This is a genomic window from Kocuria sp. CPCC 205263, assembly GCF_040981075.1.
In the GTDB taxonomy this organism is placed as follows: Bacteria; Actinomycetota; Actinomycetes; order Actinomycetales; family Micrococcaceae; genus Kocuria; species Kocuria rosea.
In genome coordinates this window covers 426685-451521 of the sequence record NZ_JAVKPV010000003.1, presented here as the reverse complement: position 1 = coordinate 451521, position 24837 = coordinate 426685, and the positions used below count along the sequence as shown (strand labels likewise).

Genomic DNA, 24837 nt, shown 5'->3' with positions numbered 1-24837 from the left:
CCGAGCGGGATGCTTCTGACGCTGCAGTAGAAGTTTCTCAGCGGGCGCTTGGACAGGGCCCGTCGTGGTTGCGGTGCCGTTGCTGGTTGCGGTTTATTGTCTCGGTCCGGAGAGCGAGGACTGCCCCATCCTGCAGGGTGGCCATGGCGCAGTGACCGTGCCCACCTCGTGATGTGAGAGGTAATGGGTGGTGAATCTACCCGGGCCGAGCAAATGGCATGTCGAGGGAGGTGGACGTGACGTTCAGCCTTCGGAGCCGGCAGCACGATCCCTCGTGCCCGCTTCGGGGCGGAGGGGCGTGTCAGAGGGGGGTGTGGGGTGCGGCCGCTTCGGTGCCTGTCTCGCGCACGGCCTTGCGCTGCCGGGCTCGGTCGATGAAGGTGATGACGGGCCCGGCGGTGACCCCGTGGACCACGATTGAGGCGACGATTACCAGCCCCACGATCCGCCACAGCATCTGGTCCTCCGCGGCGAACTCGCCCTTGGACAGGGCGTAGGCCAGGTAGTAGACCGAGCCGATGCCGCGCACGCCAAAGAAGGCGATCACGGCGCGTTCCCACGGGCCGGTGCGGCCCCCGGCCAAACTGATCCACCCGGCCAGGGGACGGATGAGCAGCAGGAAGGCCGCGGCCACCAGGACCTCGGACCAGGTGAGGCCGGCGAGCAGTCCGCGGGCGACGGCCCCGCCCAGGAGCACGAGCACTACCACGGTGAGCAGGCGCTCGAGCTGTTCGATGTAGCTGTGCAGCACGCCGTGGTAGCCGTGGGTCCGCTCACCGGCCCGGATGGTCACCGCGCACACGAACACGGCGATGAACCCGTAGCCTTCGATCATCTCGGTCAGGCCGTAGGTGAGGAAGGTCGCGGCCAGGGCGACGAAGCCTTCGGAGTGGGAGGCCATGCGGACGCTGTCGATCGGGGAGCGGAAGAAGATCCGGCCCAGCAGCTTGCCCACCGCGAATCCCGCGAGGCAGCCGATGGCGATCCGCCAGACCACGTCTACGGCGGTGAAGTGCGGCAACCACGCCGCGGGGGCGGTCCCCACGATGCTGAGGGCGATGGCGAGATAGACGAAGGGGAAGGCCAGGCCGTCGTTGAGCCCGGCCTCGGAGGTGAGTCCGAAGCGGACCTCGTCCTCGCCGTCGAGGTCCTCTTGGGCCTCCGAGGGTGCTGCGACCTGCACCTCGGAGGCCAAGACCGGGTCGGTGGGGGCCAGGGCCGCCGCCACGAGCACGGCGGCGGCCAGGCTCAGCCCCAGCATCGATAACCCCAGCAGGGTCACCGCGAGCAGGCACAGCGGCATCGCGATGCCCAGCAGCCGCCAGGTGGTGGCCCATCGCTTGAGCCCCACTGGGCGGTCCAGGGCCAGGCCCGCACCCATCAATGAGATGATCACGCAAATCTCGCTCAGATGGACCGTGACGTCGCTGTAAGCCACTGGATCCGGATCCGGCAGGCTTTCAGTCAGGGAGAAAATCACCACGCCTGCGCCCAGGAACACCATGGGCATCGACACCGGTGCTCGCATCAGCAGCCGCGGCAGCAGTGCGGCGGCGAACACGGCCAAACCCGCGGCCGCAAAAATCAGACTCGGTGCTTCGAACACCTCAACCTCGTTCCCGCAGTGACTCGGCACTGCGCCTGGGGCGACTCCTGCGACGGCAACCGTGCTCGCCGGGCGCTGAGAACTCATCTTTCGCACGCGTACCCCAGAAGGACACCATCCAGACGAACGGCATCCTGACGGGAAACACCGTGAATCCGCTGCGGACCTGCGCCTTCTCGCGGTGAGCGCTTCGGGAGCACGGGAACCTATTAAGCAAGCTGATGATTCGACCAGTCAACTATCGGCCCCTGTCGACGTTCTCCCCGCGGGGGTGCGCACGGCCCGCCGGCAGCGAGCATTCACCGAGGATCCCGCTCGGAGCCCCCGATGGTCCGAGGGCTTACTGCGGCACTACTGCACCGCCGCGAGGCAGGTGGTGTCGTAGGTCGGCGTCCTGGGCATGCACCAGCCGGCGATATCCACCGAGGATCTCGTGGATCCACGCGACCTCCAGCGCCGGAGCGACTTGCTCCACTGTGCCCACCCAGTGCAGGTATCCCTCGTGCCAGACCTCGATCTGATCACCAGGGCGCAGCGCGGGCAGGTCCTGGATCCGGCCTTCGGTATCAGCCACGGCTGCGCTCCTCAATATCCACATCATCCATCAGGGTGCTTACCAGTATGGTGGTCTGACACGGTCACGGTGCACAGCAATGATGACCAGCCGGTGCCCGGGTTCAGGCCGCCCATTGATGGCCCTTGGCGTTGTTGCCGCCAGTCGCGGCAGGGCCGGAGGCGGCCACACGGGCCGCATCACGTCAGGGGGAGTGAATGACACTCCCATGGAAGGGCCGTGGGCGTGCCCGTCGTTGCCGGCGCTGATCGCGACACCGGTCTGCAGCGCCTAGGGGCCGTTCGGCCCGGGAGGAGATCGACCAATGACCAACGCCATGGAACCGGCGCGAGAGAACCTGCGGGAGTTCATCGACAAGCTCATCGGCCAGGGGTACACGGTGCCGCACGGTAACGAGGAGGACCCGGAGCTGATCGATCCGGGGGGCTCGGCGGTGCAGACCTGGCGGGAGGACTATCCCCATGACGAGCTGATGAGCCGGGAGGAGTACGAGCTGGAGAAGTACCAGCTGCAGATCGAGCTGCTGAAGTTCCAGTACTGGGCCCAGGACCACGACTTGAAGCACGTGATCGTGTTCGAGGGCCGCGACGCGGCCGGCAAGGGCGGGACGATCAAGCGCTTCACCGAGCACCTGAACCCCCGGGCGGCCCGGGTCGTGGCCCTGACGAAGCCCTCGGACCGGGAGGCCGGGCAGTGGTACTTCCAGCGCTACATCCGCCACTTGCCCACGAACGGGGAGATCGTGATGTTCGACCGCTCCTGGTACAACCGGGCCAACGTGGAGCGGGTGATGGGGTTCTGCACGGAGGCCAAGTACGAGCAGTTCATGACCCAGGCCCCGGTGTTCGAGAGGATGCTCGTGGACTCCGGCATCCACCTCACCAAGTTCTGGTTCTCCGTCACCCAACACGAGCAGCGCACCCGCTTCGCGATCCGTCAGATCGATCCGGTGCGACGCTGGAAGCTCTCGCCCATGGATCTGGCGTCCCTGGACCGGTGGGCGGACTACACGCAAGCGAAGGAGGAAATGTTCCTGCGCACGGACACCGACCACGCCCCGTGGATCACGGTGAAGTCCAACGACAAGAAAAGGGCGAGGCTCAACGCGATGCGGGTGTTCTTGACCCAGTTCGACTACGAGGACAAGGACGTCTCCGTGGTTTATCCTCCCGACGAGCTGCTCATCCGCCGGGGTCGTGATGCCGTGGGCGACTGACCCACCGGCCTGCCCGAGAGATCCCGGGGGCCCTCAGAGGGGACCCTAAGATTATCCCGCGTGGCAGCACGGTTGCCGATCAGAGGTGGTTTCGCCGTCCCGCCGTGCCACTGGGGCGGGCACTGATGCCGGGACGGTGGGGCCGGCCCACTGGTGACGGGTGTCGGTTCAGCAGCGCCGAGGAGTGCGCTGGACCTTGCCGCGGGTCTTCTTCTCCTGTCGGCGTTGCATGACGCGGCTGATGTTGACGGGGGCAAGGGCGAAAAGGATCTTCTTCATGAAATACCTCACTGGTGGCAGAAGTGGGACCGTGCCGCCGGCTATCTGCTCTCCACGATCACGGTGGTCATCATCCCGGTGCCCATCGCGGGGCTGCTCGCAGGGCTGTTGTTCCCGATGGTGAAGCGGTTACGGACCCAGCATGTGCCGGCCGGTGTGGCGACGGGGCTGGTGGTGTCTGGGATGCTCGACGCCAGGTTCCCCGCATGCGACAGTGAGCGCATGGACATCTCCAAGATCGGGCGGTACGTCGGTCAGCAGGTTCGCATCCGCAGCGGTGGAACCAATCAGACGGGCACTGTTGACCATGTCCAGTCCGTCACCTACACCGTCGGAGCCGGTGGTGGAGCCCGGGCTGGGAAGATCACTGATGGCTACGTGGTCGTGCTCGACGGCACACGGCTGGAGTTCAGCCCCGGCGATGAGTTCGAGATCCTCGACGGCACCTGAGGGCAGGCCCGAACCCGCCGGGATGCTCCGACGGGGCTACGGGTTCTGGCTGGATGGGCTGTCCCTTGAGGTTCGTTGGGGATCTTCTCGGATGCGCCCGGCAGCGTGGAGCCGGCACCCTGCGTCACGCGTTCTCCATCGTGGAGGGGGTAGTCCCTATCATGGGTGGCATGCCTGCCTGTCAACGCCCTGATAGGCCTGGGGTCTCGGTGGTGATTCCGGCGTTCAACGAAGAAGCCGTGATCGAGCGGTGCCTGCTGGCGGTGTTGGATCAGACGGTGGCGGCGGAGCAGATCATCGTGGTGGACAACGGGTCCACCGACGGCACCGGGGCGGTGGTGACCCGGGTGCAGCGGCAGCACCCGGAGAGCCCCATCATCGTGGTGCAGCAGAACCTGGAGCAGGGGCTGGTGCCCACGCGCAATTTCGGCCTGAACAGTGCCACCGCAGATGTGCTGGGTCGGATCGATGCGGACTCGGTGTTGGCACCGCAATGGGTGGAGCAGGTCCAGCAGGCCTTTCTGGATCCGGGTGTCGCTGCGGCGACCGGCCCGGTGGCCTATGACGACATGCCGTTGCGCCGTCTGGGATTGAGGCTCGATGACGCGGGGCGGCGACTGGCGCTGCGGCTGGCTCCTGACCGGTATCCGATGTTGTACGGGTCGAACATGGCGATCCGCCGCTGCGCCTGGGAGGAGATCCGTTCCACGGTCTGCCGGGACGAAGCCGATGAGATGCACGAAGACCTCGATCTGACTCTGCACCTGGGCGAGCACGGGTTGCGGATCGCCTACGTCCCGGCCATGGTCGCCGGTGTCTCCGCCCGCCGCCTGGATGATGTCCCCGAAGACTTTCGCTACTACGTGAATCGCTTCGACCGCACCTGCCGTGCCCACCAGGTCGACAGCCCAGCGTTGAAGGCGCCTGCGGTCATGCTTCGGTCCCTGTACCGGCCGCTGAAACTGCTCCGAGCCATGCACCCGAGCTCCGGCCCAGGGCCTCACACTGGTTCCGCAAGTCTCGCCGTGGACCGTCACAAGGTGACCACAGGCGCCCACCGGCATCCGGGGTACAGCACATGATCAAACACCTACGGCGGTCGTTCTAGGGCAGGGCCAGGCGGAACACCTTCGCCCACGCCGAGCCGACCTGCTGGTGCAGCGGGCCGGTGGTGTAGGGCAGGCCGTAGCGCTCGCAGATCTCGCGGACCTTCACGGCGACCTCGGCGTAGCGGTTCGAGGGCAGGTCCGGGAACAGGTGGTGCTCGATCTGGAAGGACAGGTTGCCGGTCATGAGGTGCATCAGCCTCGACCCGGAGATGTTGGCCGAGCCGATCATCTGCCGCACGTACCAGTCGCCGCGGGTCTCGCCCTCGATCTGGGCCTCGGTGAAGGTGTCCGCCCCGGCGGGGAAGTGGCCGCAGAAGATCACGGCGTGCGCCCAGACGTTGCGCACCGCGTTGGCGGTGGCCGTGGCAGCCAGAGCCTGCTTCCCCGAGCCGCTCAGGACCGCGGCGGCCACCGGGGTGGCCACGTAGTCCTTGGCGATCTGCTTGGCGAACTTCGCCCCCAGAGCCCTCAGCGACTGGTGGAGTTCGGCCTTGGACTTGGTGCCCGCCCGCACCCGGTCGAGTTCGAGGTCGTAGAGGGCGATGCCCCATTCGAAGACCGGGGCCAGCAGGGCGTTGTAGAGCGGATTGCCCAGGTTCTTGAGGCGCCACGGCTGGTCGGCGTCCATGCGCAGGATGGTGTACCCGACGTCGCGGTCCTTGCCGATGACGTTGGTCCAGGTGTGGTGCAGGTCGTTGTGGGTGTGCTGCCACGCCTCGGCAGGGGTGACGAAGTCCCACTCCCAGGTGGTGGAGTGGATGTCGGGATCGCGCATCCAGTCCCACTGCCCGTGCAGCACGTTGTGGCCGATCTCCATGTTCTCCAGGATCTTGGCGACGGTCAGCATGCCGGTGCCGGCGAACCAGGCGGGCTTGTGCTTGGCGGACAACAACGTGGCGCGCCCGGCCAGTTCCAACGATCGCTGGGTTCGGATGACGCGGCGGATGTAGGCGGCGTCTTTGGTCCCGCGGTCCTCGATGACGGTGGCGCGGATCGCATCAAGCTCACGGCCCACCTCCTGAATCCGTTCGTCGGTCAGATGGGCGGCGGCCGAGGGACGTACATCCGGCGCGTCATCGGGAGCCGGTGACGGCTCCTGGGTAGGGGTGCGTTGGGCTGTGGGTGTGGTCTGGTTGGAGGAAGCGGTGGAGGCCATGGGTCGTCCTTTCGGCAGGGATCAGATGTCGAGGTTGACGGGTCCGGCGGCGCCGGAGATGCAGGTCTGCACGAGCTCCCCGGGCTCGCCGTGGACTTCCCCGGTGCGCAGGTCCCGGATCTGTCCGGCACGCAGTGGCACGAGGCAGGAGCGGCAGATGCCCATCCGGCAGCCGTAGGGCATCACCACCCCGGCTTCCTCCCCGGCCTCGAGCAGGGTCGTCGCGCCGTCGGCCTCGACCTCCTGGTCGGAGCGCTCGAAGGTCACCCGGCCGCCCTTCCCGCCGGAGCCGGCCAGCAGGGCAGGCGCGAAGCGCTCTACGCGCAACTGGCCCTCCTCCCGCGCCCAGAGCGCCTCGGCGGCGTCGAGGAACTCGGCGGGCCCGCACGCGTAGGCGGCGCGGTTCCGCCAGTCGGGGCAGACGGCGTCGAGGTCGGCGGTCGTGGTGAAATCCAGGCGCCGACCGCGCTCACCGGTGAACCAGTGCACGAGGCGGAAACCGGGGAACTGGTCCGCCAGCTCGGCCAGCTCCTCGGCGAACAGAGCGTCCTCGGGGGTGCGTGCGGAGTGGACGAGCACCACATCCGCGTCCGGCCGGCGCGGTACCAGGGTGCGGATCATCGACATGACCGGGGTGAGCCCGCTGCCGGCGGTGAGCATCAGCAGCGGGCGCGGGTGCTCGGGCAACACGAAGTCGCCCTCCGGCGGGACCAGGAACAGCACGTCCCCGACCTTCGTGCCGCGCACCAGGGCCGTGGAGACAGCACCCATAGCAGTCACGGTGATGGCTGGGTCCTGCCCGGTGCCAGTGCTCAGGGAGTAGGAGCGCCAGTGCCGCACCCCGTCGATCTCCACGCCGATTCGCGCCCACTGACCGGCCTCGTGCGGGTTCCACCCCTTGCCGGGGCGGAAGCGGATCGTGACCGAGCCCGCGGTCTCGGGTTCCACCGCGGTGACGACGGCGCGCAACTGCCGGGCGCTGGCCAGCGGGTCGATGAGCCGCAGGAAATCCTCGGGGGAGCGCGGGGTGGTGAAGGCCGACGCCAAGCGGGACAGCACACGTAATCTGACCATGACACCAATATCCCGCAGGACCCCTGCCCGGTCTCGTGCCCTTAACCCCAATTCCAGCCGCAGAACTGTGGCGACATGATGAAAATGGGAGGCCGTGCCGGACCCAGATCTCGGCCGGTTCTGTACCGGAATCTTCCGTTGACCATTCTCGGGGTCGGGCAAGTGCGCAACGATTTCACAGACGTCCGCGGGCCCCTGGCTCTGGCCCCGGCCCAGGAGGTCACCGAGCAGACCAAAACACTGTTCGCTGCCGCCGGGGCCGAGGGCGACCCGCTCGGGGAGCAGTTCATGTTGCGGTTCCTGAAAGTACAGATCGAGGAGGTCGCCTCGATGACCACGCTGGTGAACATCGCGCGCCGGGCGGAGAACCTCTTCGACATCGAGAACTACATGGCCCGCGATCAGGTCGGCGACGGCGGCCACCACGGCGGCCACGGCTAGGACTTGGGGATGCCGGAAGTAGCCGGCGCGGCTGTCTGACACACCAGGACGACCTCGCCGTGACCGGAGCATCGACGAGCGACAGGCAGACCCGCTGACGCCCTACTTCACATAAGGCGGATTGGCAGACACCCAGCTCTGGAATTTCTGGCCTCTGCTGGTATGCCCCTCAGATCGACCCGACTCCGCCGTCGTGGTGGTGCAATAGGTGGGATTGAGGTGTCGGACGGCGCTTGCGGTAGGTACGCCAACGGCCCCAACGACCCTGTATGAGGGCTACCGGGGCCGTGGGCGTGCTACTCAGGCGGTTCGGGCGCGCCGTCGCAACAGGAATGCACCGCCGGCGAGGGCCGCAGTCAGGGTCAGGCCACCGGTCACCGCGGCGGCGCCGTTGCCGTCGCCGGTTTCCACGGCCACGCCGGTGTCGGCGCCGCCGACGGGGACCTGCTCGATCTGCCGTGCCTCCTCCAGACCAGTGCCATCGGGGCCAGCGATGATACCGGTGTTCGGGGGCAGGGTATCCCGGGCCAGCTCACGCTGCTCCACGATCTCGGCGACCTTCGCAGCGTCGTAGGCGTAGGCCCCGCTCTCACACGCCACGCCGTCGGCGTCGGTGTCCAGGGCGGGGTTGTAGGCCGGGCTGCCCTGGGGGATGTTGTACACCTCCGCGGCGAAGGCTGCGTCACAGACGGGGAAGACGGGCCCGTAGACGTCGGCCGAGGCCGGGGCAGTGGTCAGGGCCGAGAGCCCGACGGCGGTGATCAGGGCGGCACTTGCTGCGCTTTTTCGCATCTGCTTCTCGCTTTCGGTGGGGTAGTTGCCTTTGCAACGTATCCAGCGAACATCCTTGAGGCCACCCCGTCAGCGACACAAACTTGATCTACCCCAGTTCTGTTGACTTCGGGAGTTCAACGGATCAAGACGACACCTGGTCGTTGCGCGGCGGCCGCCCTGTTCCCGTCCGTGGCACCGGGGACCACGCCATGGACCCCGTCCCCGGAGCAGAGCCTCCGGCCGCGCCTCGGTGCCCGTCGCCTTTCCGCAGGGCTCTGCTGATGCTCCGTTGCGCCGCCGGGACTGCGGATTTGCACATGGGGTTCTCTTAACGACTCATCCCAATGCAGGGTGTAGTCGAGGCCGTGAGCATGTCCGGCCGGTGTAGCGATGTGAGAGCAGCCCGCTCACCCAAGGCGACCGAGCGCCCATCGTGACGGTGCCATACTCCGCAGGTTCCTGGCCTGTCTGACGACGCCACCACAACCCACCAGCAAGACCAGCACGTAGACCAGCAGCAGGCCCCAAGACGCGACCGTGTTCCCATGAGCCAGCACAGCCATCAGGCAGGCGGCTGCCACCGCGATGCCACCTGTCCACCGGGCACGGGCGGTCAGGAGCAGGACGCCGGCCAGCGCGGCGAGCAGGGATGCGATTCGCACGTCGTGTGCACCTTCGACGCGCAGGAGCTCTTCCTCATCGGTGCCCCAACTCACCAATGGAACCGCATGCACCAGGCCGAGATATAGGGCTACCGACGTGGCGAGACCGATCAGCCCCGCAAGGACAGCGAGCAGAAAGCGGTTCACAGGGACCTGGTCGGGCGGCTGGGGGCGGTGCGGGTCATGGGCTCATTGTCCTCAGTCGGACCCTGAACCGACAGCGCAGTTGTGGTTGGTCTCCGCAGGGCCAGCACCACAGCAATGTCCTCTTGTCGCATGAGCCGCCGGGAGCTGCCTTCGGGGGGACGACGCGCACCGGACACGCCTCACGAGCATGATGGGGCGTTCCGCCAGCGGAAATGGGGACATGATGAAAGTCGATCTTCTTCTTACTGGTCGGTACGGTTGGGGTATCACGCACGGTGCTCAGTCGGGGGGCTGAGTCACCCAGCGTGGACCGTGTCGGAGTGCTCAGCCGGGGGGCTGATCCGCTGCCGACCGGTCGGATGGCCGCCGTCCTGGCGGCAGAAGAACTGGGGCCTAGGGTCCCGTCGTCGGGGGGCGACTCTTCTGCTGCCAGAGCGGCGGCCCCACACGGCACCCCTGACAATTCCTCCGGCGCTGTGGCAGCACAACGACCGCGCGCCGGCAGCTGTCCTGGTTAAGGCGGTCCGCATGAACGATGGGCACTGTGCCGGGGCGCACGCCAGGTGGGCGAGTCCTGTGAGAGATCCGCTGTCCCGGGCGGCGGCCTTCGCAGCACTGCGCCCGGCCCTGGACGCCCTGATCGACCAAGCCGGCGCCGATACCCGGCTGAGCCCGCAAGCCCGTCGCGTGCTGCGTGCGGTGGCCCGCACCCGTCCCGAACACACCCTGGCTTTGGCTGACCTCGCTGCCCGCGCCAGCACGGCCAAGGCTCGGGTTCCTGTCGCGTTGACCGAGCTGGACGCCCATGGCTATCTCGTCCAGCTGGCACGCATCGCCCCGCACCTGAGTGCAGCACTGCCGCCACCAGTCACCTCCACCCGTGCAGGGACCCCCACGGTCGAACCCGCCGACAGGGAAACTGCCTAGACTTCCTCGCCCACATTCCGGCTTCCGCGCACGAACTGCACCAGGCGGAGCCGGTTGCAGGGAGGGTTACTCACTGCCTTCTTCGAGCTCGGCGGGCCAGGTGTATGCGTGACCGGGGACAGCGACGACGATGGTGTGCCGTACTCGGTGTTCGGCGAGCAGGTCGTGCAGCTCGGCCGCGGTGGTCAGGGTGAACTCGGGCAGAGGGCCGTCGGAGAGCTGGCCGAACTCATCCCGGGTCTCTGCCCACAAGCTCAAGCGGCCGTCCTCGCCTCCGTATCCGATCTCCAGCGTGCGGATTCCTCCAGCACTACCCAACCGTGCGCCGGCGACGATGTCTGCAGCCGTGACCGGGCCCATGCCCGTCGGGGCCTCGGCCAGCACGGCCAGCACAGTGGTGTCGCCCTGCCGGCCGATGAGCTGAACGTCCTCGGGCATCGCCTGGCGGGCGTCCAAGAACTCCTGGACCGAGGTCTCCGAGGTCAGATCCACCTCGCGGTAGCCGATCAAGGTGGCGCTGCTGTTGCCCACGGGTGAGGACGTCTCCAGGCGGTCCGTGGCTTCCCGGGCCGCGTTCGTCCCCTGGTGGGCCAGCGGCAGGACCGACAGGGCTCCTTCTGCCGTCTCGAGGCGGTTGGGCCCGGAAGTGACCAAGACCTTCCAGGTGGCCGGGTCAACTGGAAACGTGACCTCCTCGGGGTCCACGCGGTGGCCCTCATGCACTGGCCAGTCGTGCTCGGCGATGATCCGGTGGGCCTGCGGCAGCAGCTTCAGTAGTCGGGCCTGGTCCGTGCCGTCGTCCAGGCGCAGTTCCAGGGTCCCAGAGCGAGGCGGCCAGGCCCCGTGCAGGGATCGGTTGACCCAGTACGGTGTCTCCACCGTCAGCACCGCCCGGTCGACGCCGACGAGCCGCCCCAGATGCCGCTCCACGCTCTGAAGGTTCCGCCACCAGGCATCGAAGGGGGTGCGCACACTCATCTGCGCGTACAGGAACGTGGCGCCGGCCACGGCGAAAAGGAGGAACACCGCCACCAGGACGAGAACGGTGCGCCTCAGGGCACGGTGGCGCGCGGAGGCGTCGAAGAGGGGTGGCACCTGCTCACCATAGGGCGCTCTCGCGCGGTCTGGCCGTCATAAGCGCCGTGGTCGGAACCATTGAAGCGCCGGTTGACGACGGGGTATGCGGAGTTGCAGCAGGGGTTCCCGTTTGTGCTGGGAGTCCGCCCGGCGAGTCGAGTGGCAAGGGGTCCTGGAGGCCGATGTTAGGCTTCGCGAACTCAACGGAAGTGATGTCATTCACACCAAAGTCCGAGTCGCAGCGATCGTCGTTCTCCTTCTCGCACTAGGCCTGTTCGCCATCACTGAATGGCTGCCCGCCCTCCTCTTTCTCCCCGCGGCAGGAGGTGCACTCCTGCCGAACGAGACCGGGATGCTCACACATGGGCGGCCCCGTAACGACAGGGACCGCCCACGCTCCTGATCGTCGCGGGTCCATGGGCATCGGCACGTGCAGTTGGGGTTGTCTCTGCGTGCACTCGATTCGGATGCGTGTCTGGAGCTCGCGGGGGAGGCTAGGTCTGAGCAAGGCGGGAGCGGATAGCTTCGATCTCCCGGTCCGCCGCATCGGCACCGATGTTGCGCCCGACCCACTGGAAAAAGCGTTCGGATTCGTCGACCAGACTGCTGAGGAAGGGTAGGGGCCCGACCATCACCCGGGTCTCAGCGACGGTGAAGAAGACCCGGCGCTCGACCGTCTCCAAAGCAATGGGCACCGGCTCGTCCGGGAAATACACCCCGGCATGGCTTTCCTGCTGGAACTCCTCGATCAGCTGCAGCAGGGCGAACGACAGGCTGACCACGTCCCACGCTCCAGCAGCTGGCATCAGCTCCTGTTCCTGGTAGCGCAGCCGTACGGCCCCTTCGATCCATCCGCTGTCTGCCAGGCGCCGGCGTCGGTGCCATACGCGGGTGGCTTCGGCTTCGTGGGCGAAGATGTCCAGGAGATGACTCTCCGGATCGAGGGCGATCTCTTCCGGGCCGATCAATCCCTCGGTGACGCGGATCAGCGTGGTGCTGGTGACTCGAGCGGTGCGCTGATGGGCCGCCCATGCCAAATCCCCCGACGTGGACAGCGGTGGCTGCACCATTGCCTCCTCAGCGGCTCCGGGGGAGGGGCGGCTCCTCCTCTTGCTCATGTCCGGACACTACCGGGAGCCCGCAGGGCCGACCGAGACGGCACCGCAGCACCGGTAGGCGTGTCCGGACCGCCCGCGCCCAAGAAGATATACTCTGCCCTATGCCTCAATTGCAGTAGGGGTTGCCATGCGAAGTGGTCAGCTCCATCCGGGCCTTGGCGCCCGGCCAGCCGAGTGGGGTGTCACGGGGCGTCGGTAGGCGGACCGCCAGTCCCGGTACACAACACCGCAGTAGAGCCGGTCCCCTGATGTAGGCCAAGCCCTTGGTGGGTATCTGGCATTAGCTTTATGAAATGGATAAGCATGGTCGCACTACAGCTGGAGATGCCGCCCGGATCGCCAACATCTCGATCCCCACGGCTGGCCAGGCCATCACTCGTACACTTCCTGCATGCGCGGTAGCAGTCATCGGCTTTCCGCTCTTTGCGTCGTTCCTTCCTTTGGACGCCGCTGAGCAACGTGTGCCATGGGAGCTACTGGTTCTCTTTGCCGTTCTCGGTTTGATAGGGATCGTCCATCACCTCACCAAAGCGCCACGCCCACGACCTGACAAGAAGATCCTCAGGGCACAGTGGAAGCGGGCGTTTTCTTCAGCTGTCACGTCCAGGTCCTTGCCGTCACATCCTGACGTGCGAATTGCTGCCGGTGTAGCGGCCTGCAACGTAATCGAGGGGTTCATGGTCATGGTCGCCGCTCTGCTGGGCATGCTCGTCTGTGAGTTCGTCCGGCCTGAGCTTTCTTGGCTGGTGACCTCCAGCGGCCTTTTAGGCGGAGCGATCATCTGCACCCTACGCCTGCGGCGTAGTTGGACCTTTTTGCACGTGCTCCACGCTGATGCCCAGGATTCTTAATGGCGTTGCAGTCGGGGTTCCGTCTGTCCTTCGGCTTGTTGTCGCGCATCCCTGTTCAGTGGGCCTTGCGCGGGGTTTCGTCTCGACGTCGGATGAGCTGGCGTCTCATCATCGTGGCGAAGATAAGGAAGATCATCCCGAGGGGGATCAGGAAGCCCGCGCCCATCAGGTTGCCGGCCACAGCCAGTGCGATGGCGCCGGCGATGGCCAGGAGGCCGATGGCCATCAGACCGGCGGTGCCACGCTTCCAGGTCCGGTGTTGGGCTTCGCTGAACGCCACGACGTGGTCTTCCTCGCTGCCTTCGACCACGAAGAGCTGCAGGAGAAAGGTGATCACCAACAGCGACGGAACCGCAGTTATCGCCTGCGGTTGCGGGAAACGGAGGGCCCACACCATCAGGGCCGCGAGGAGTGACACCATCAGGGCCACGAATCCGTACCGCCACTGTCGGCGGGTGAGCACCAGGGTTTTGCCGTAGCTGCGGGGTCCGCGCAGCAACCACGCCCCGGATCCGACCGCGAACCAGGCCACCCAGCGGTCCTCGCCCGTGGTGCCGAGCAGGTAGGGCCAGTTCGCTACGACGGAGACCAGGCCCATCCCGATGGCCAGCAGCCCACACAGCAGCTGTACCTGCTTCGTGCGCCGGGCCGCGGTGCGGTCCATGTGGCTTCTCCTGCCGTTCTAGGCCAGGGCGCACACCACTCGTCATGATCTCCGCCCCGTGAGCTCCACGCCACAGATTCGTGTGCATCCGGGAACGGCGAGATGGCCAGTCGGGCTGTCACTACTTCAGGGTCTTGACCCTTGGGCGTGCCGACTTGCCCTAGCGAGGAACGAGGCGGCGCACCACTTCTCATGTCAGCCCTCTGATGGTGCTCCTAGGGTTCCCTGGAAGCGGCGTCCGGTGCGGTGGAAGTACACGGCGTCGACGACGACGACGACGAGGGCTGCGCCGAGGAATCCTTTCAAGACGTCGGCCAGGGCATGGCCGTGGCCGACAGCCGGCTCAGTGACCCGTCCTGCGGGCGGTCACCCTGTGAGCCTGCGCCCATGAGTGCTCTCAGAGTGCGCCTTGATCATGGGTGCCGGCGGGCAGCGGTGCCATGGTGGTGACAACGACGGGCTTCGCGGTCAGTCCGTCGATGAGGTGATTCAGGCGTGCGACCGCGGGCCCTTCGGCGTGCGCTGCGAGGTCGCTGTCAGAGGCCCACTTCTCGATCATCACGATCGACCCGTCCGCGGCGTCGTGAATCGCGTAGAGCAAGCATCCCGGTTCCTCGTGCACAGCGGGAATGGCTTGCTGCAAGGCTTCGATAAGCCGTTCTCGGGAGCCGGCGGCGGGGGTGAACACGGCGGCGACGACAACAGTCATGAAGCGGTCCTTCCAGACGGTGATGTGGAGATAGCCGAGCGGGGTAGATCGACAAAGGTAGCTGACTGGAACGGGATATGCCTGATCATCACGCACACACTGCTACCCATTGGCATTGCGGTGCACGTTCCCATCCCGGGGCAGGGGGAGAAGTTCCGGGTGGGCTCAGTGGCGGCTGCGGCCCCGGCGGCCTGAGCGGCGGCTTCGGGGGGAGGGTTGGTGCCTGCGCCCGGTGTGGCGGGGATGATCAGCCGGTTCGGGGTCGAGTAGGTGCTCGGCGCCGGCTAGCAGTGTGGCGGCGGCCAGCAGCACTCCGCCGTCGTTGCCCAGCAGGAAGTCCGAGTCCAGCACGAGGGTGGAGCGCTGGGCCTCCAGGTCTTTGGTGACTCCGACGGTGAACCCGGTGGCGGCCGCGGTCGCCGGGACGGTCTCGACGCGCTCCACTGCGGTGACCTCCACCTCGGGCAGCTGCTGGCGGGTGAGCCGGTACTCCTCCAGGACCTGCCGGCCCAGGGTGAGCAGCGCGGAGATCAGCGTGTGCGGGTTGACCGGTGCCTCCTGCGGTACGGCGACCGCCAGGCGTGTGCGAGTACCGGTGGCGGTCATGCGGATCTGGGCGGCGACGGCGAAGGAGTCGACGACCGGGAGGTTCTCGATGGCAGGACAGGGCGCGGTAGCGTTCAAGGGGGCTCCAAGGGGAGAGTGGTGGGGACGAGGCCAGGCGTTCACACGCCCCGCCGCGGCACCCAGACACGGGCCCGGCCGGTGTAGTGATGACAGGCGTCGGGGCGCTGCGCTGAAAGGTGTCAGGTAAGAGATTCATACCTTGAGGGTCATGGCGGAGGGTTTGCCGGACCCTCACATGATCTCTGAGACCGCTTCAGCCCTCTTCCGCTTTACATATGGCCGGTTAGCGGCTGGCTCTGGGCGTGGGGGGTGTCGCCTGCGATGGCCCCGTCCTCGGTGGGTGCGTGAGGGTCGTGTGGGCAAGGAGCGGGCGGGATAGTCCAGGAGGTGCTCGGCGCCGGCCAGCAAGGTAGCGGCGATGAGCAGGACCCTATTGTCGGTGCCCAGCGTCTGGTGTGCGTCCAGGGTGATGTCCGATTGGCGGGCGGTCAGATCATTGGTGATGTGCACGGTGAATCCGGTCGCTGGGATGGTGGCGGGTTGTTTGTCGGCTCGCTCCACCGCGCTGATTTCCACCGTTAGCAAGGGTTGATCGGTCAGGTGGTGCTCGTCGAGGATCTGGTGTCCGGCGGTGAGCAGAGCGGCAACTACCGGGTCGGTGGTGACTTCGGTGTCGGCGGGGATGATGACGGTCAGGCGGCCGGTCGTGCCGGTGGCAGCGCTGTCGATCCGGTCGGTGATCGCGAAGGAAGCCAGGACAGGAAGCTCCTCCGGGGACTCGGTGGTGGTGCTGTCGATGAGTGCTGCGTGCGGAGATGGCTGAGGACAGGGAAAGTGACTCGTCTCCTTGGTCGAGGGGGCAAGGAGACTGCCAGGAGAGGAAGTCACCAGCCGGTCTGCGGCAGGAAACTGGTGAGAATCGTCGGCCTGCTTGCGGGGGAGGCGAAGTCCCCAGACCGCGATCGCTACAATCACAGCGTTCAAGGTCACGATCAACCAGTCACCGCGCCAAGAGCCGTGGGCCATGACGGCCAAGGCCACGACCAGCAGGATGGCAAAGGGAAGCCATGGCAGGGCCTGGTCCGGGGGATTTCCCCGTGCTGGGACCTTTGGGGGAGGGTGTGGGAGCACCGGGACTTTCACCTTTTCCACCTTGTCGCTGTTGGCGGTTCCCGGCAATTGTGCTCTGCACCACGATCACACACGCCCCATGCGCCGATTCGCTGATATTACATGTCTTTCGTCGGTGGCCGGAGGCGATTGACGGGGTGGCAGAGTGCGTGCGCACCGAGGTGTCAGGGGGTGTTGTCGCGGAGGTGGTGTGAGGGTGGTCAGGGGGTCGTCTCAGGGAATGAACCACCCTTGGTGGGCCTCCCACGTTTCCCTACTGTCTTGCTATAAGAGATGACCATCTTAGAATGTGAGACATCATGCCGCGGTACGGTCTCGGTTATGCCCCCAGTGTGCTGCTCTCCCATGCGCAGAGAACGGCGGAGAACTCCGCGGCTTATCTACTGCCTCACCTGCGACCGGACATGGTCGTGCTGGATGCCGGGTGCGGGCCCGGGTCGATCACTTTGGATCTGGCGGGGTATGTGCCGGAGGGGCGCGTGGTGGGCGTGGACGTGGGGGAGGAGGCGCTGGTCGTCGCCCGGGGCGAGGCGGCACGGCGAGGCGACACGCGCACCGAGTTCCAGCTCGCGGACATCACCGGTCTGCCCTTCCCGGACGGGGCCTTCGATGTGGTGCACGCCCATCAGGTCCTCCAGCACGTGGCCGATCCCGTCGCCGCATTGCAGGAGATGACCAGGGTGTGCCGCCCGGATGGGTGGATCGCCTGCCGGGACGCCGACTACGAGGCCATGACCTGGTATCCCACCTCCCCAGGGATGACCCGGTGGTTGGAGACCTATCGTGCGATGGCCCGGCTCAATGGGGGTGAGCCTGATGCCGGTCGGCGGCTAAAGTCCTGGTGTCTGCAGGCCGGCCTGACCAAGGTGCAGGCCGACGCCTCGACCTGGTGTTACACCACCCCAGAAAGCACCCAGTGGTGGTCTCGTTCCTGGGCTCAGCGCGCCCGCACGCCGGCTTTCGCCGACCGCGCACGGGAGCTCGGGTTGGCCACGTCCCAGGAGGTGGAGCTCATGGTCGAGGACTGGCTTCGATGGGGCGCCGCAGAGAATGCCTGGTTCGTGCTGGTCCACGGCGAGGTGCTCGCCCGCCCGTCCCGGTCCCAGCAGCGTGATCTTCCCCAGGAAGGCTCTGAAAGGTGCGGCACATGACCCAAGAACCGTGGATGTTTCCCGTGGCCCAGCGCCTGGACGGTGTGCAGTCTTCCCCGGTGCGCGACATCCTGGCCATCATCTCCCGCGGGGAGGTGATCTCCTTCGCCGGTGGCATCCCCGATGCGGACCTTTTCGCCCTGGAGGACCTGCAGGCCTCCTTCGCCCACGTGCTGGCCCAGCAGGGGCGCCGGGCTCTGCAATACGCCTCCACCGAGGGCGAACCGGAACTGCGGGAGCAGGCCGCGGCCCGGGTTTCCCGGAACGTGCCGAGCACTCCGGAGCAGATCCAGGTGACCTCCGGTTCCCAGGAAGGCCTGTACCTGGTGGGCCAAGCGCTGCTGGATGCCGGTGACGTGGTGCTGGTGGAACACCCCACCTATCTGGCCGCCGTGCAAGCCTTCACCCTGGCCGGGGCGCGGATCATCGGAGTCCCCACCGACGAGCACGGGGTGGTCCCCCAGCAGCTGGAGCAACTGATCGACGAGCACCGCCCGAAGTTCGTCTACCTCATCCCCACCTTCCAGAACCCCACCGGGACGACCATGCCGGCCACCCGCCGCCACCAGGTCGCCGAGATCCTGGTCCGCACCGGCACCATCCTGGTCGAGGACGACCCCTACGGGCAGCTGCGCTTCACCGGCGAACCGCTGGCCCCGATCACCGCCCACCCCGGGATGGCCCGGCAGAGTCTGCTGCTGAACTCGCTGTCGAAGATCGTGGCCCCCGGGATACGGGTGGGCTGGATCCGGGCCGAGGGTCCGATCCTGCGCACCATCGCGATCGCCAAACAGGCCGTGGGACTGCAGTCGGCAGTGGTCGATCAGCTGGCCGCGGCCCACTACTTGGCCACCTGTGATGTCGACAAGCACATCCGTCAGGTCGCCGCCGTGTACCAGCAACGCCGGGATGCCATGCACGCAGGCCTGCTACAGATCCTGCCACCGGGAGCGTCCATCACCTCCCCGGACGGCGGGATGTTCCTGTGGGCGCGCCTGGGCCATGGCATCGACACCGCCGGGTTGCTTCCCTGGGCTGTGGAGGAAGGAGTGGCCTTCGTCCCCGGCGCCCCCTTCTACCCCCACGACCCGGACCGCTCCACCCTGCGCCTGTCCTATGTCACCAACTCCCCGGAGGTCATCACCGAGGGACTGGCACGGCTGCACCGGGCGATCCAGTCCTACCTGCAGGAGCACCGGTTTTCGGAAGAGCCGACAGAGGACAATCTGCGCTGAACGGACCAAAATCCCCCTCTTTTGACCTGTCGCACAGAGAAGGTGGTCCTGCTTGAACTCAGGACGTCGTTCGTTGCAGGACGTATTGCGCGTCGAAGGTCTGCGGCGAGTACGTGAGCTCGAGAATCGTGAACCCTGCTTTCAGGATCATCGGCTCCAAGAGCCAGCGGAACGTCGAGTGCTCATCGCGGACGTGCTCTTCGAGCTCAGCCCGACTCCACTCACCGTCGACGTCGGTTCCTCCCAGGGCGCACCATGCCTCGATGCGCTGGTCCACTTCCGATGGGTCGAAGTCGTAGACGACGTCCCACAGTCGGAGAATGCCTCCCGGTCGCAGCAGGTGACCCATGCGGACCAGGGCGACCGCTTTCCAGAAATCTGGAAGGTGATGCAACGAGTACCGGGTGTACACGAAATCAGCGGGCTCACCGTCAGGGACAAAGCTGAGGAACCCGGCCTGGACCAGGTCAACATTTCTCAGTTGCGCGCGAGCAATTTTCCGGCGTAAGTGCTCGAGCATCGGTTCTGACACATCCACCGCGATGACACGCGCGCCCGCACGTGAGGCAGCTGCCGTGAACTGTCCGGTTCCTGCCCCGAACTCCACGATCCGTGACCCGACCGTGAGCCCGTGCTGCCGCAGCAGCGAGACCTCGTCCTCTGCCCGGGCATCCATCTTGGCGTCATACCGGGCGACATGCTCGACATCCAGGTTCTCCCGGCCGGCGAGACGGACTTCATCTGGGTACCAATCAGCCATACGTGACTACCCCCTTTGTCTGCACTATCCTCCACCACCGGCCCCTTACTGGGACCAGCTCTACACCTTGAAATCGGAGAGCAAACTCACAGCGGAGCAAGCAATGATGAGTCGGACGTAGCCAACGGTCGCAATAGGAGCTCGGCGCCGTCTCCTTCACACATGGCGGACTATCGGCTATTCACCACGAAAGCGGCGTTGCACCGGGGGTTCCTTAGCGACCAGATGCTGGCGGAATCGGGTGCCATCATGTTGTTCCCGTTAGATCGTTCGATCGGAGCAGGCTGGGAGCAGCGCAGGCCCGGCCGATGAGCGGCCGCACCCATCGGCACCGGGCGCCGCAGTCGACTCAGGCGCGCCGGGCCGAGCGGCAGGCGTGCTCGCCCTCATCGCGCTTCCGTTCCTGCTGGTGACCGGTCTGGCCGTCGGCTCGGTGATCGGGACGTGGTGGCACAACAAGCCGAAGAACCGAGGCCGGGGGTGCGTTGCCGGACGGGAGCTGCAGCGTCCGGCTCAGCGTGGGAGGTGGCGCTGCAGCCACAGCGTGCACCACATGCGCAGCTGCAGCTCGTCCCAGGACCGAAGGTTCACCACCAGGGCGGCGGGCCCGTAACGGTGGACCTCCTCGACGCCGTCGCGGTCGCCGAGGGCGACGACGAGCTCGTCCACCAGCTGCGGATGCTCGGTGGCGATGTCGGCGCGCAGGCCGACGTCGATGCAGTCCACCTCGGAGGCGACCGTCACCAGGGGTTCGTCGGTGGTGGCAGCCTCTGGGCCTTCGCCGCGCAGCGCGGCGATGGTGCGATGGGTGTGGGCGAGCATCTCGGTGCCGTCCATCGGGTCGCGGCCGTTGGCGGACTGGTAGACGCTGTAGAGCGGTAGACCCGGGAGGAAGACCTCGTGGTCGGCGCCGGCGAGCACCGGGCGGTGGTGCATCGGGTAGTCGCTGATCCGGTGATGACCGGTCTGCCACCGGGCCTGCGGCACCGCGGTGCGCAGCACCTGGCCGAGGTAGGTCACGAACCCGTCGACGAGTGCGATCGTGGCCGCCGGCGGGTGCGGGTCCACGAGCATTCCGCGGCGCGCCCAGGTGGGCCAAGAGGGTCGGGTCGGGTCCTTGCCCAGGTGCCGCGGGTCGATGCCGAGCTGTTCGGCCTGGGTGGTGATCCACTCCCATACCGGGGCGATCGACTCGGGTGTGCCATCGAGCAGCGCGTCGGGTTCGATGCCGTGGTCGGTCAGTGTTGCGCGCAGTCGCTGCAGCGCCGGCTCGCGTTCGGCCAAGTACTCGCCGAGCGCGTCCGCGGCCTGCTCGGCATCCATCCACTCGTACAGCAGCTCCCCCATGGGAAACGACTCTACTGCCGGCGCCCACTGGCCTCGCAAGGGCGTCGGCGGTGGGCTCAACCCAGCTCGGGAATCCCGGCTGTGAGCCAGTCGGTGACCCACTGCTCCAGCTGCTCGGCGTCCCAGTCCGGGGCGGTCACTAGCAGCATCTCGCGGTCCTCCCGGTGGGCCGAGACGATGCCCGGCTGGGTAGTGAGGTCTTTGACCATCCGGTCCACCTTCCGGAAGTGCTCGTGGGCGATCTCCTCGTGCAGCCCGATGTCGAAGACCCCGTCCTCCTCCTCTTCGACTTCCACGAGTGGTTCCTCCTCCGCCACGGGGACCGGCTCCGACTCCCCTCGCAGCCTGGTGATGACGGCGGTCCCGTACTTGGTGAACTCGTCCTCGCGCAGCGGGTCCAGGCCGCTCCGCAGCCGGTTGGCGGTGACGGTGACCAGGCTCGGGAGATAGATGTCCGCGTCGGTGACCGGGCTCTTGAGCACCGGGTGGCTCTGCAGCCAGTAGCGCTTGACCCGGTGCTGGCAGACCTGCCACTGCGCCTGTGGGGCGCCGGCGGCTGTGACGTCGCCGAGGTAGGAGACAAACCCGTCCAGCAGGGCCACGACCTCGGCCGGTGTACTCCGGCGCAGGTCCGCGGTGTACCGGGCCCACGACGGCCACCAGGGCGGGGCCGGCGCGTCCCGGGAGATGGGTGCGGGGTCGTCCTCCATCGCCGTGATCCGGCTGGCGACCCACCGCCACACCGGGGTAAGCGAGGCGGGGGTGCCGTCGAGCAGCGTGTCCGGATCGATGCCGTCGGCAGCCAGCTCCTCGCGCAGCAGAGTCAGCGCGTCCGCGCGTTCTACGAGGTACTCCTCCAGAGCCTTAACGGCCTGGCGCTTAGTCATCGTGAAATAGTGAGTCATCGCCACGAGGCGCACTCTACGGGGCCTGGGAGTCACCGTAGCCGGGGCAGTCCCCGGCGACGCAGGACCTGATGGGCCGTCGAGGAGTGGGCTTGCTGACGGTAGGGCTGAGCCCATGCTTTGCCGCGAAGCAGTCGGGGTTCCCTTACCAGCGTCCTCCCTGCGTCCTGTAACCATCACGAACAGAAGACTTCGGAAATCTGTGCAGCCGACGTCGGAAAATAACACCGTGATCGCAATGTTGCTCCGGAGGCCCATTCGGTCGGGCTGTGAGGGCTCGCGGAGGAGCAAGGAGCGAAGACATGGGAGACAAGGACGGCTCAGCCCCTTTCGTTTTGCATATGACCGGTTGGTGGCTGACGGTGCTGCGGTGATGGTTCCCCACAAGTGCGGGTAGATCACCGGACCCCGTGCGTTCACTATGGGAAACCTGATGTATCTGCGCGGATCAGATGGTGAGTAGTGCGCGCATCCACCGGTCGGAAAGCACTGGTGTAGGCCAACGGTTGTCGGTGCAGGTCTTGGGGTCGTTGCAGGTGCGCCGGGGGAGCACATGCTGACGGCCGAGGAGCTGGGCGGCCCGCGGCAGCGCCACATCCTGAAGATCCTGCTGCTGGCCCCGGGGTACCGGTGTCCAAGTACCGGCTGGTGGAGTTGGTGTGGGGGGAGGCGGCCCCGGCCGGTGCGATGGGGACATTGGAGAGCTATGTCAGTGTCCTGCGCCGCCATCTCCAGCCCGGCCAGGCCGCCACGGGGCCGTTGAAGACCACCAACGGGGGCTATGTCATGGACGCCTCCCTGGTGGAGGTGGACCTGCGCCACTTCGATTCCCTGCTGGGCGCAGCCCGGTGCGCACCCCCACACGAGGCCTACCGTCTGCTGGTCGATGCCCTGGGCATCGCCTCGGCACCGTTGCTGGAGAACGAACTGGGCTACGAGTGGGCCCAGTCCCAGCAAGATGTGCACGCCACCCGAGTGGGGCAGGCGCGCCTGCTGGCCGCCGAAGCCGCCCTGGAGCTGGGACGAGCGGAGGAGGCCGGGGCCCACGCCCGGGCCGTGCTGGGGCAGGAGGCGTTGGAGGAGCGGGCCTGGACAGAGCTGGTGCTCGGGCTGGAGGCCGCCGGCCGTGCGGTGGAGGGACTGCAGGCCTACGACCGGTGCCGCCGGCTGCTGGGCCGGGAGTTGGGCTGCGCCCCGGGGTCGGCACTGCGCAGCGCGCACCGGCGGATGCTGGAAGCCACCGCTGGTCACGATGACGATCTGGCCCGAGCCGTGTCGGCTTTGCTGGTGCTGCACGGGCACTTCCACCAGCCGCCCCCGGCGACCGGTCGGGTGCCCGGGGCCCCGGATCCGCGAGCCTGTCGGAAGGCGTCCCGTGCTGCAGGCCTTCCTGGGGCGCACCGTCAGCCTCGCCTCCTGAGGACCCGGGACCCGCGCAACCACCTTTGTCCGGTGGGCGCGCCGTGTCGAGCACACAGCTTCCACCCACCTGAAGAATGGACTCCCTGATGGCTCGCTTGTTCGACAACCCGATGGTGCTGGTGATCATCCTGCTGGCGATCGTGCTGCTGTTCGGCACCCCGAGGCTGCCGGGTCTGGCTCGTAGTCTCGGCCAGTCGTTGCGGATCTTCCGATCCGAGGTCCACCAGATGAACCAGGACGATCAGCCCGGGTCGTCGGCGTCGCGGTAGGCAGACAGAACGGGCTTGAGGACATCGACGCTGACGGCTCCTCGAATCCCCGTCCGGCTCGGCCGGTGGAGGTGTTGAGGCAACGATCGCGGGGGCCGGGATGGAGGGGTGCCTGTTCATCGACGCCGACGCCCGGGCCACCCGGAGGGCCAATGAGCACCCGACCGAGGTGATCACCGCCCGGAGCGAGCTCCCCCGCGGCGGCAGGAGTCGAAGTCCCACTGGTGGCCGGTGCCTTCGGTTCCCGGCCCGTTGCGGGGTCGTGGGGAAGTTTCGGGGGCCACCCTTGGCGCCCGGGCACCTGGTGCAGGGGAGTTTAGACGAGGGCGGTCTCGTCCCGGCCGGTGGCGGGGATCGACAGCTCGGGGCGCTGTGGGGCGGCCAGGAGCTGCTCGCCGGGACCGATGAGCACATCGGTCAGGACCGGTTCCGCCAGCCGGGGCAGCACCTCCGCCACCAGCAGGACCAGGGCGGCACCGTAGGCACCGGCGGCCGTGGTGGCCTCCACGCCCAGCAGCACCGTCACCCCTGGTGCCCCATGACTGCAAGACACTTTCTGGCACGGGCCGGCCCCCGCCAGCAGGGTCGCCACGGTGGGGGCGTCCACGCGACGGGCCGTGCCGATCGTGATCTGCACCGTCCAAGTACTCATGCCGACCCCCGTGACCCCCACCCACCGGCACTGTCCCCGTCGCCGCGGACTCTGATGGATATGCCAAGCCTGAGCCGACAGGGCGGTTCAAGCCGATCCACGTGGTGCTGCGACACCGCCGTGCTTTTCATGCTGTCGACCGGCCAGGCGTGACACAACGTTTTTGCTGGTCCCCGCGTTAATCGACACTTTGTTGCGGTCGATCAGCGCCCTGCCGATGCCGGGCCCATCCCCGGGTCTGGGCCGGCCTCTGACCCCACCAGGCCATGCCCTGTTCCGCGGGCAGTGTTGAGACCCAGTGGCCCAGGGACTCCACGTGGTCGTTCCCCCACGGTCCCGGTACCAGCCGGCGGGTTCGTCGAGGGCGCCGTAGAGAGCGGTGACAATGTCGGCGGCTGGTGGCTAATTCCTGTGGACGGCCCCGAGGCCCTGGCAGGGTTGCGGTGCGCGGTCGTCATTCACGAGTGGTCCGTTCATGAAGCCATGTTGCCCGCTCTTATTTCG

The 24837-nt window shown here is 67.0% G+C and carries 27 protein-coding genes; 11 read left to right on the top strand and 16 right to left on the bottom strand.

Annotation, left to right across the window (positions count from 1 at the left end; translation table 11 throughout):
- Nucleotides 1-301: 301 nt before the first annotated feature.
- Nucleotides 302-1528: a cation:proton antiporter gene (locus RF647_RS06915; protein WP_368811128.1), complete on the bottom strand. Its 1227-nt coding sequence runs from the start codon at nucleotides 1526-1528 to the stop codon at nucleotides 302-304.
- Here RF647_RS06915 and RF647_RS06910 point away from each other — a divergent pair.
- Nucleotides 1503-1628: a hypothetical protein gene (locus tag RF647_RS06910; protein ID WP_368811131.1), complete on the top strand. Its 126-nt coding sequence runs from the start codon at nucleotides 1503-1505 to the stop codon at nucleotides 1626-1628. The genes RF647_RS06915 and RF647_RS06910 overlap by 26 nt on opposite strands.
- A gap of 318 nt (nucleotides 1629-1946) precedes the next feature.
- Here the strand turns inward: RF647_RS06910 and RF647_RS06905 are convergent, their stop codons facing one another.
- Nucleotides 1947-2180: a hypothetical protein gene (locus tag RF647_RS06905; RefSeq protein WP_368811093.1), complete on the bottom strand. Its 234-nt coding sequence runs from the start codon at nucleotides 2178-2180 to the stop codon at nucleotides 1947-1949.
- 304 nt (nucleotides 2181-2484) lie between these two features.
- Here RF647_RS06905 and ppk2 point away from each other — a divergent pair, with 304 nt between their 5' ends.
- From ppk2 to RF647_RS06890, 3 genes are all read left to right on the top strand, one after another.
- The gene (gene ppk2, locus RF647_RS06900; protein WP_368811092.1) at nucleotides 2485-3396 is read left to right on the top strand and encodes a polyphosphate kinase 2; all 912 of its coding nucleotides are present in this window, start codon (nucleotides 2485-2487) and stop codon (nucleotides 3394-3396) included.
- A 153-nt stretch (nucleotides 3397-3549) separates the two neighbouring features.
- A complete protein-coding gene (locus RF647_RS06895; RefSeq protein WP_368811091.1) occupies nucleotides 3550-4125 on the top strand; it encodes a hypothetical protein in 576 nt (191 codons plus the stop codon).
- Between the two features lie 161 nt (nucleotides 4126-4286).
- Entirely contained in the window at nucleotides 4287-5207 is a 921-nt protein-coding gene (locus RF647_RS06890; protein WP_368811090.1) for a glycosyltransferase family 2 protein, read from the top strand.
- Nucleotides 5208-5229: 22 nt separating this feature from the next.
- On the opposite strand, the gene RF647_RS06885 is transcribed toward RF647_RS06890, so the two are convergent.
- Both RF647_RS06885 and RF647_RS06880 read right to left on the bottom strand, forming a co-directional pair.
- Nucleotides 5230-6390: a fatty acid desaturase gene (locus RF647_RS06885; RefSeq protein WP_368811089.1), complete on the bottom strand. Its 1161-nt coding sequence runs from the start codon at nucleotides 6388-6390 to the stop codon at nucleotides 5230-5232.
- A gap of 21 nt (nucleotides 6391-6411) precedes the next feature.
- Nucleotides 6412-7464: a ferredoxin reductase gene (locus RF647_RS06880; protein ID WP_368811088.1), complete on the bottom strand. Its 1053-nt coding sequence runs from the start codon at nucleotides 7462-7464 to the stop codon at nucleotides 6412-6414.
- A gap of 162 nt (nucleotides 7465-7626) precedes the next feature.
- On the opposite strand from RF647_RS06880, the gene RF647_RS06875 reads away from it, so the two are divergent.
- The gene (locus RF647_RS06875) at nucleotides 7627-7905 is read left to right on the top strand and encodes a hypothetical protein (RefSeq protein ID WP_368811087.1); all 279 of its coding nucleotides are present in this window, start codon (nucleotides 7627-7629) and stop codon (nucleotides 7903-7905) included.
- Nucleotides 7906-8205: 300 nt separating this feature from the next.
- Here the strand turns inward: RF647_RS06875 and RF647_RS06870 are convergent, their stop codons facing one another.
- Nucleotides 8206-8697, bottom strand: coding sequence for an excalibur calcium-binding domain-containing protein (locus tag RF647_RS06870; protein ID WP_368811086.1), 492 nt, complete (start codon nucleotides 8695-8697; stop codon nucleotides 8206-8208).
- A 389-nt stretch (nucleotides 8698-9086) separates the two neighbouring features.
- Nucleotides 9087-9488, bottom strand: coding sequence for a hypothetical protein (locus tag RF647_RS06865; protein ID WP_368811085.1), 402 nt, complete (start codon nucleotides 9486-9488; stop codon nucleotides 9087-9089).
- Nucleotides 9489-10064: 576 nt separating this feature from the next.
- Here RF647_RS06865 and RF647_RS06860 point away from each other — a divergent pair.
- Nucleotides 10065-10415, top strand: a complete 351-nt coding sequence (locus tag RF647_RS06860; protein ID WP_368811084.1) for a hypothetical protein — start codon at nucleotides 10065-10067, stop codon at nucleotides 10413-10415.
- A gap of 66 nt (nucleotides 10416-10481) precedes the next feature.
- On the opposite strand, the gene RF647_RS06855 is transcribed toward RF647_RS06860, so the two are convergent.
- Both RF647_RS06855 and RF647_RS06850 read right to left on the bottom strand, forming a co-directional pair.
- A complete protein-coding gene (locus RF647_RS06855) occupies nucleotides 10482-11447 on the bottom strand; it encodes a hypothetical protein (RefSeq protein ID WP_368811083.1) in 966 nt (321 codons plus the stop codon).
- 539 nt (nucleotides 11448-11986) lie between these two features.
- Nucleotides 11987-12562 (bottom strand): hypothetical protein, encoded by a 576-nt coding sequence (locus RF647_RS06850; protein ID WP_368811082.1) that lies wholly within the window; start codon nucleotides 12560-12562, stop codon nucleotides 11987-11989.
- Nucleotides 12563-12903: 341 nt separating this feature from the next.
- Here RF647_RS06850 and RF647_RS06845 point away from each other — a divergent pair, with 341 nt between their 5' ends.
- Nucleotides 12904-13461: a hypothetical protein gene (locus RF647_RS06845; protein WP_368811081.1), complete on the top strand. Its 558-nt coding sequence runs from the start codon at nucleotides 12904-12906 to the stop codon at nucleotides 13459-13461.
- Between the two features lie 55 nt (nucleotides 13462-13516).
- Here the strand turns inward: RF647_RS06845 and RF647_RS06840 are convergent, their stop codons facing one another.
- The 4 genes from RF647_RS06840 to RF647_RS06825 all read right to left on the bottom strand — a co-directional run bounded on the left by RF647_RS06840 (nucleotide 13517) and on the right by RF647_RS06825 (nucleotide 16502).
- Nucleotides 13517-14125 carry a hypothetical protein gene (locus RF647_RS06840; RefSeq protein ID WP_368811080.1) on the bottom strand — a complete coding sequence of 203 codons (609 nt, stop codon included), beginning with the start codon at nucleotides 14123-14125 and terminating at the stop codon, nucleotides 13517-13519.
- Between the two features lie 397 nt (nucleotides 14126-14522).
- Entirely contained in the window at nucleotides 14523-14834 is a 312-nt protein-coding gene (locus tag RF647_RS06835) for a putative quinol monooxygenase (RefSeq protein WP_368811079.1), read from the bottom strand.
- 165 nt (nucleotides 14835-14999) lie between these two features.
- Nucleotides 15000-15518: a hypothetical protein gene (locus RF647_RS06830; RefSeq protein ID WP_368811078.1), complete on the bottom strand. Its 519-nt coding sequence runs from the start codon at nucleotides 15516-15518 to the stop codon at nucleotides 15000-15002.
- Between the two features lie 174 nt (nucleotides 15519-15692).
- Nucleotides 15693-16502: a hypothetical protein gene (locus tag RF647_RS06825; RefSeq protein ID WP_368811077.1), complete on the bottom strand. Its 810-nt coding sequence runs from the start codon at nucleotides 16500-16502 to the stop codon at nucleotides 15693-15695.
- 389 nt (nucleotides 16503-16891) lie between these two features.
- Between RF647_RS06825 and RF647_RS06820 the strand changes: the two genes are divergently transcribed.
- Entirely contained in the window at nucleotides 16892-17743 is an 852-nt protein-coding gene (locus RF647_RS06820; RefSeq protein ID WP_368811076.1) for a methyltransferase domain-containing protein, read from the top strand.
- Nucleotides 17740-18978 (top strand): PLP-dependent aminotransferase family protein, encoded by a 1239-nt coding sequence (locus RF647_RS06815; protein ID WP_368811075.1) that lies wholly within the window; start codon nucleotides 17740-17742, stop codon nucleotides 18976-18978. The genes RF647_RS06820 and RF647_RS06815 overlap by 4 nt, the downstream gene beginning before the upstream one ends.
- A gap of 58 nt (nucleotides 18979-19036) precedes the next feature.
- Here the strand turns inward: RF647_RS06815 and RF647_RS06810 are convergent, their stop codons facing one another.
- The 3 genes from RF647_RS06810 to RF647_RS06800 all read right to left on the bottom strand — a co-directional run bounded on the left by RF647_RS06810 (nucleotide 19037) and on the right by RF647_RS06800 (nucleotide 21972).
- Nucleotides 19037-19738 carry a class I SAM-dependent methyltransferase gene (locus RF647_RS06810; RefSeq protein WP_368811074.1) on the bottom strand — a complete coding sequence of 234 codons (702 nt, stop codon included), beginning with the start codon at nucleotides 19736-19738 and terminating at the stop codon, nucleotides 19037-19039.
- Between the two features lie 513 nt (nucleotides 19739-20251).
- The gene (locus RF647_RS06805) at nucleotides 20252-21085 is read right to left on the bottom strand and encodes a hypothetical protein (RefSeq protein WP_368811073.1); all 834 of its coding nucleotides are present in this window, start codon (nucleotides 21083-21085) and stop codon (nucleotides 20252-20254) included.
- Between the two features lie 56 nt (nucleotides 21086-21141).
- Nucleotides 21142-21972 (bottom strand): hypothetical protein, encoded by an 831-nt coding sequence (locus RF647_RS06800; RefSeq protein WP_368811072.1) that lies wholly within the window; start codon nucleotides 21970-21972, stop codon nucleotides 21142-21144.
- Nucleotides 21973-22620: 648 nt separating this feature from the next.
- Here RF647_RS06800 and RF647_RS06795 point away from each other — a divergent pair.
- A complete protein-coding gene (locus RF647_RS06795; protein ID WP_368811071.1) occupies nucleotides 22621-23499 on the top strand; it encodes a BTAD domain-containing putative transcriptional regulator in 879 nt (292 codons plus the stop codon).
- On the top strand, nucleotides 23499-23681 hold the full coding sequence (locus tag RF647_RS06790) for a twin-arginine translocase TatA/TatE family subunit (protein ID WP_368811069.1): 183 nt from the start codon (nucleotides 23499-23501) through the stop codon (nucleotides 23679-23681). Before RF647_RS06795 ends, RF647_RS06790 begins: the two co-directional genes overlap by 1 nt.
- A 316-nt stretch (nucleotides 23682-23997) precedes the next feature.
- Here RF647_RS06790 and RF647_RS06785 read toward each other — a convergent pair whose 3' ends face one another.
- On the bottom strand, nucleotides 23998-24333 hold the full coding sequence (locus RF647_RS06785; protein ID WP_368811068.1) for a hypothetical protein: 336 nt from the start codon (nucleotides 24331-24333) through the stop codon (nucleotides 23998-24000).
- Between the last annotated feature and the right edge of the window lie 504 nt (nucleotides 24334-24837).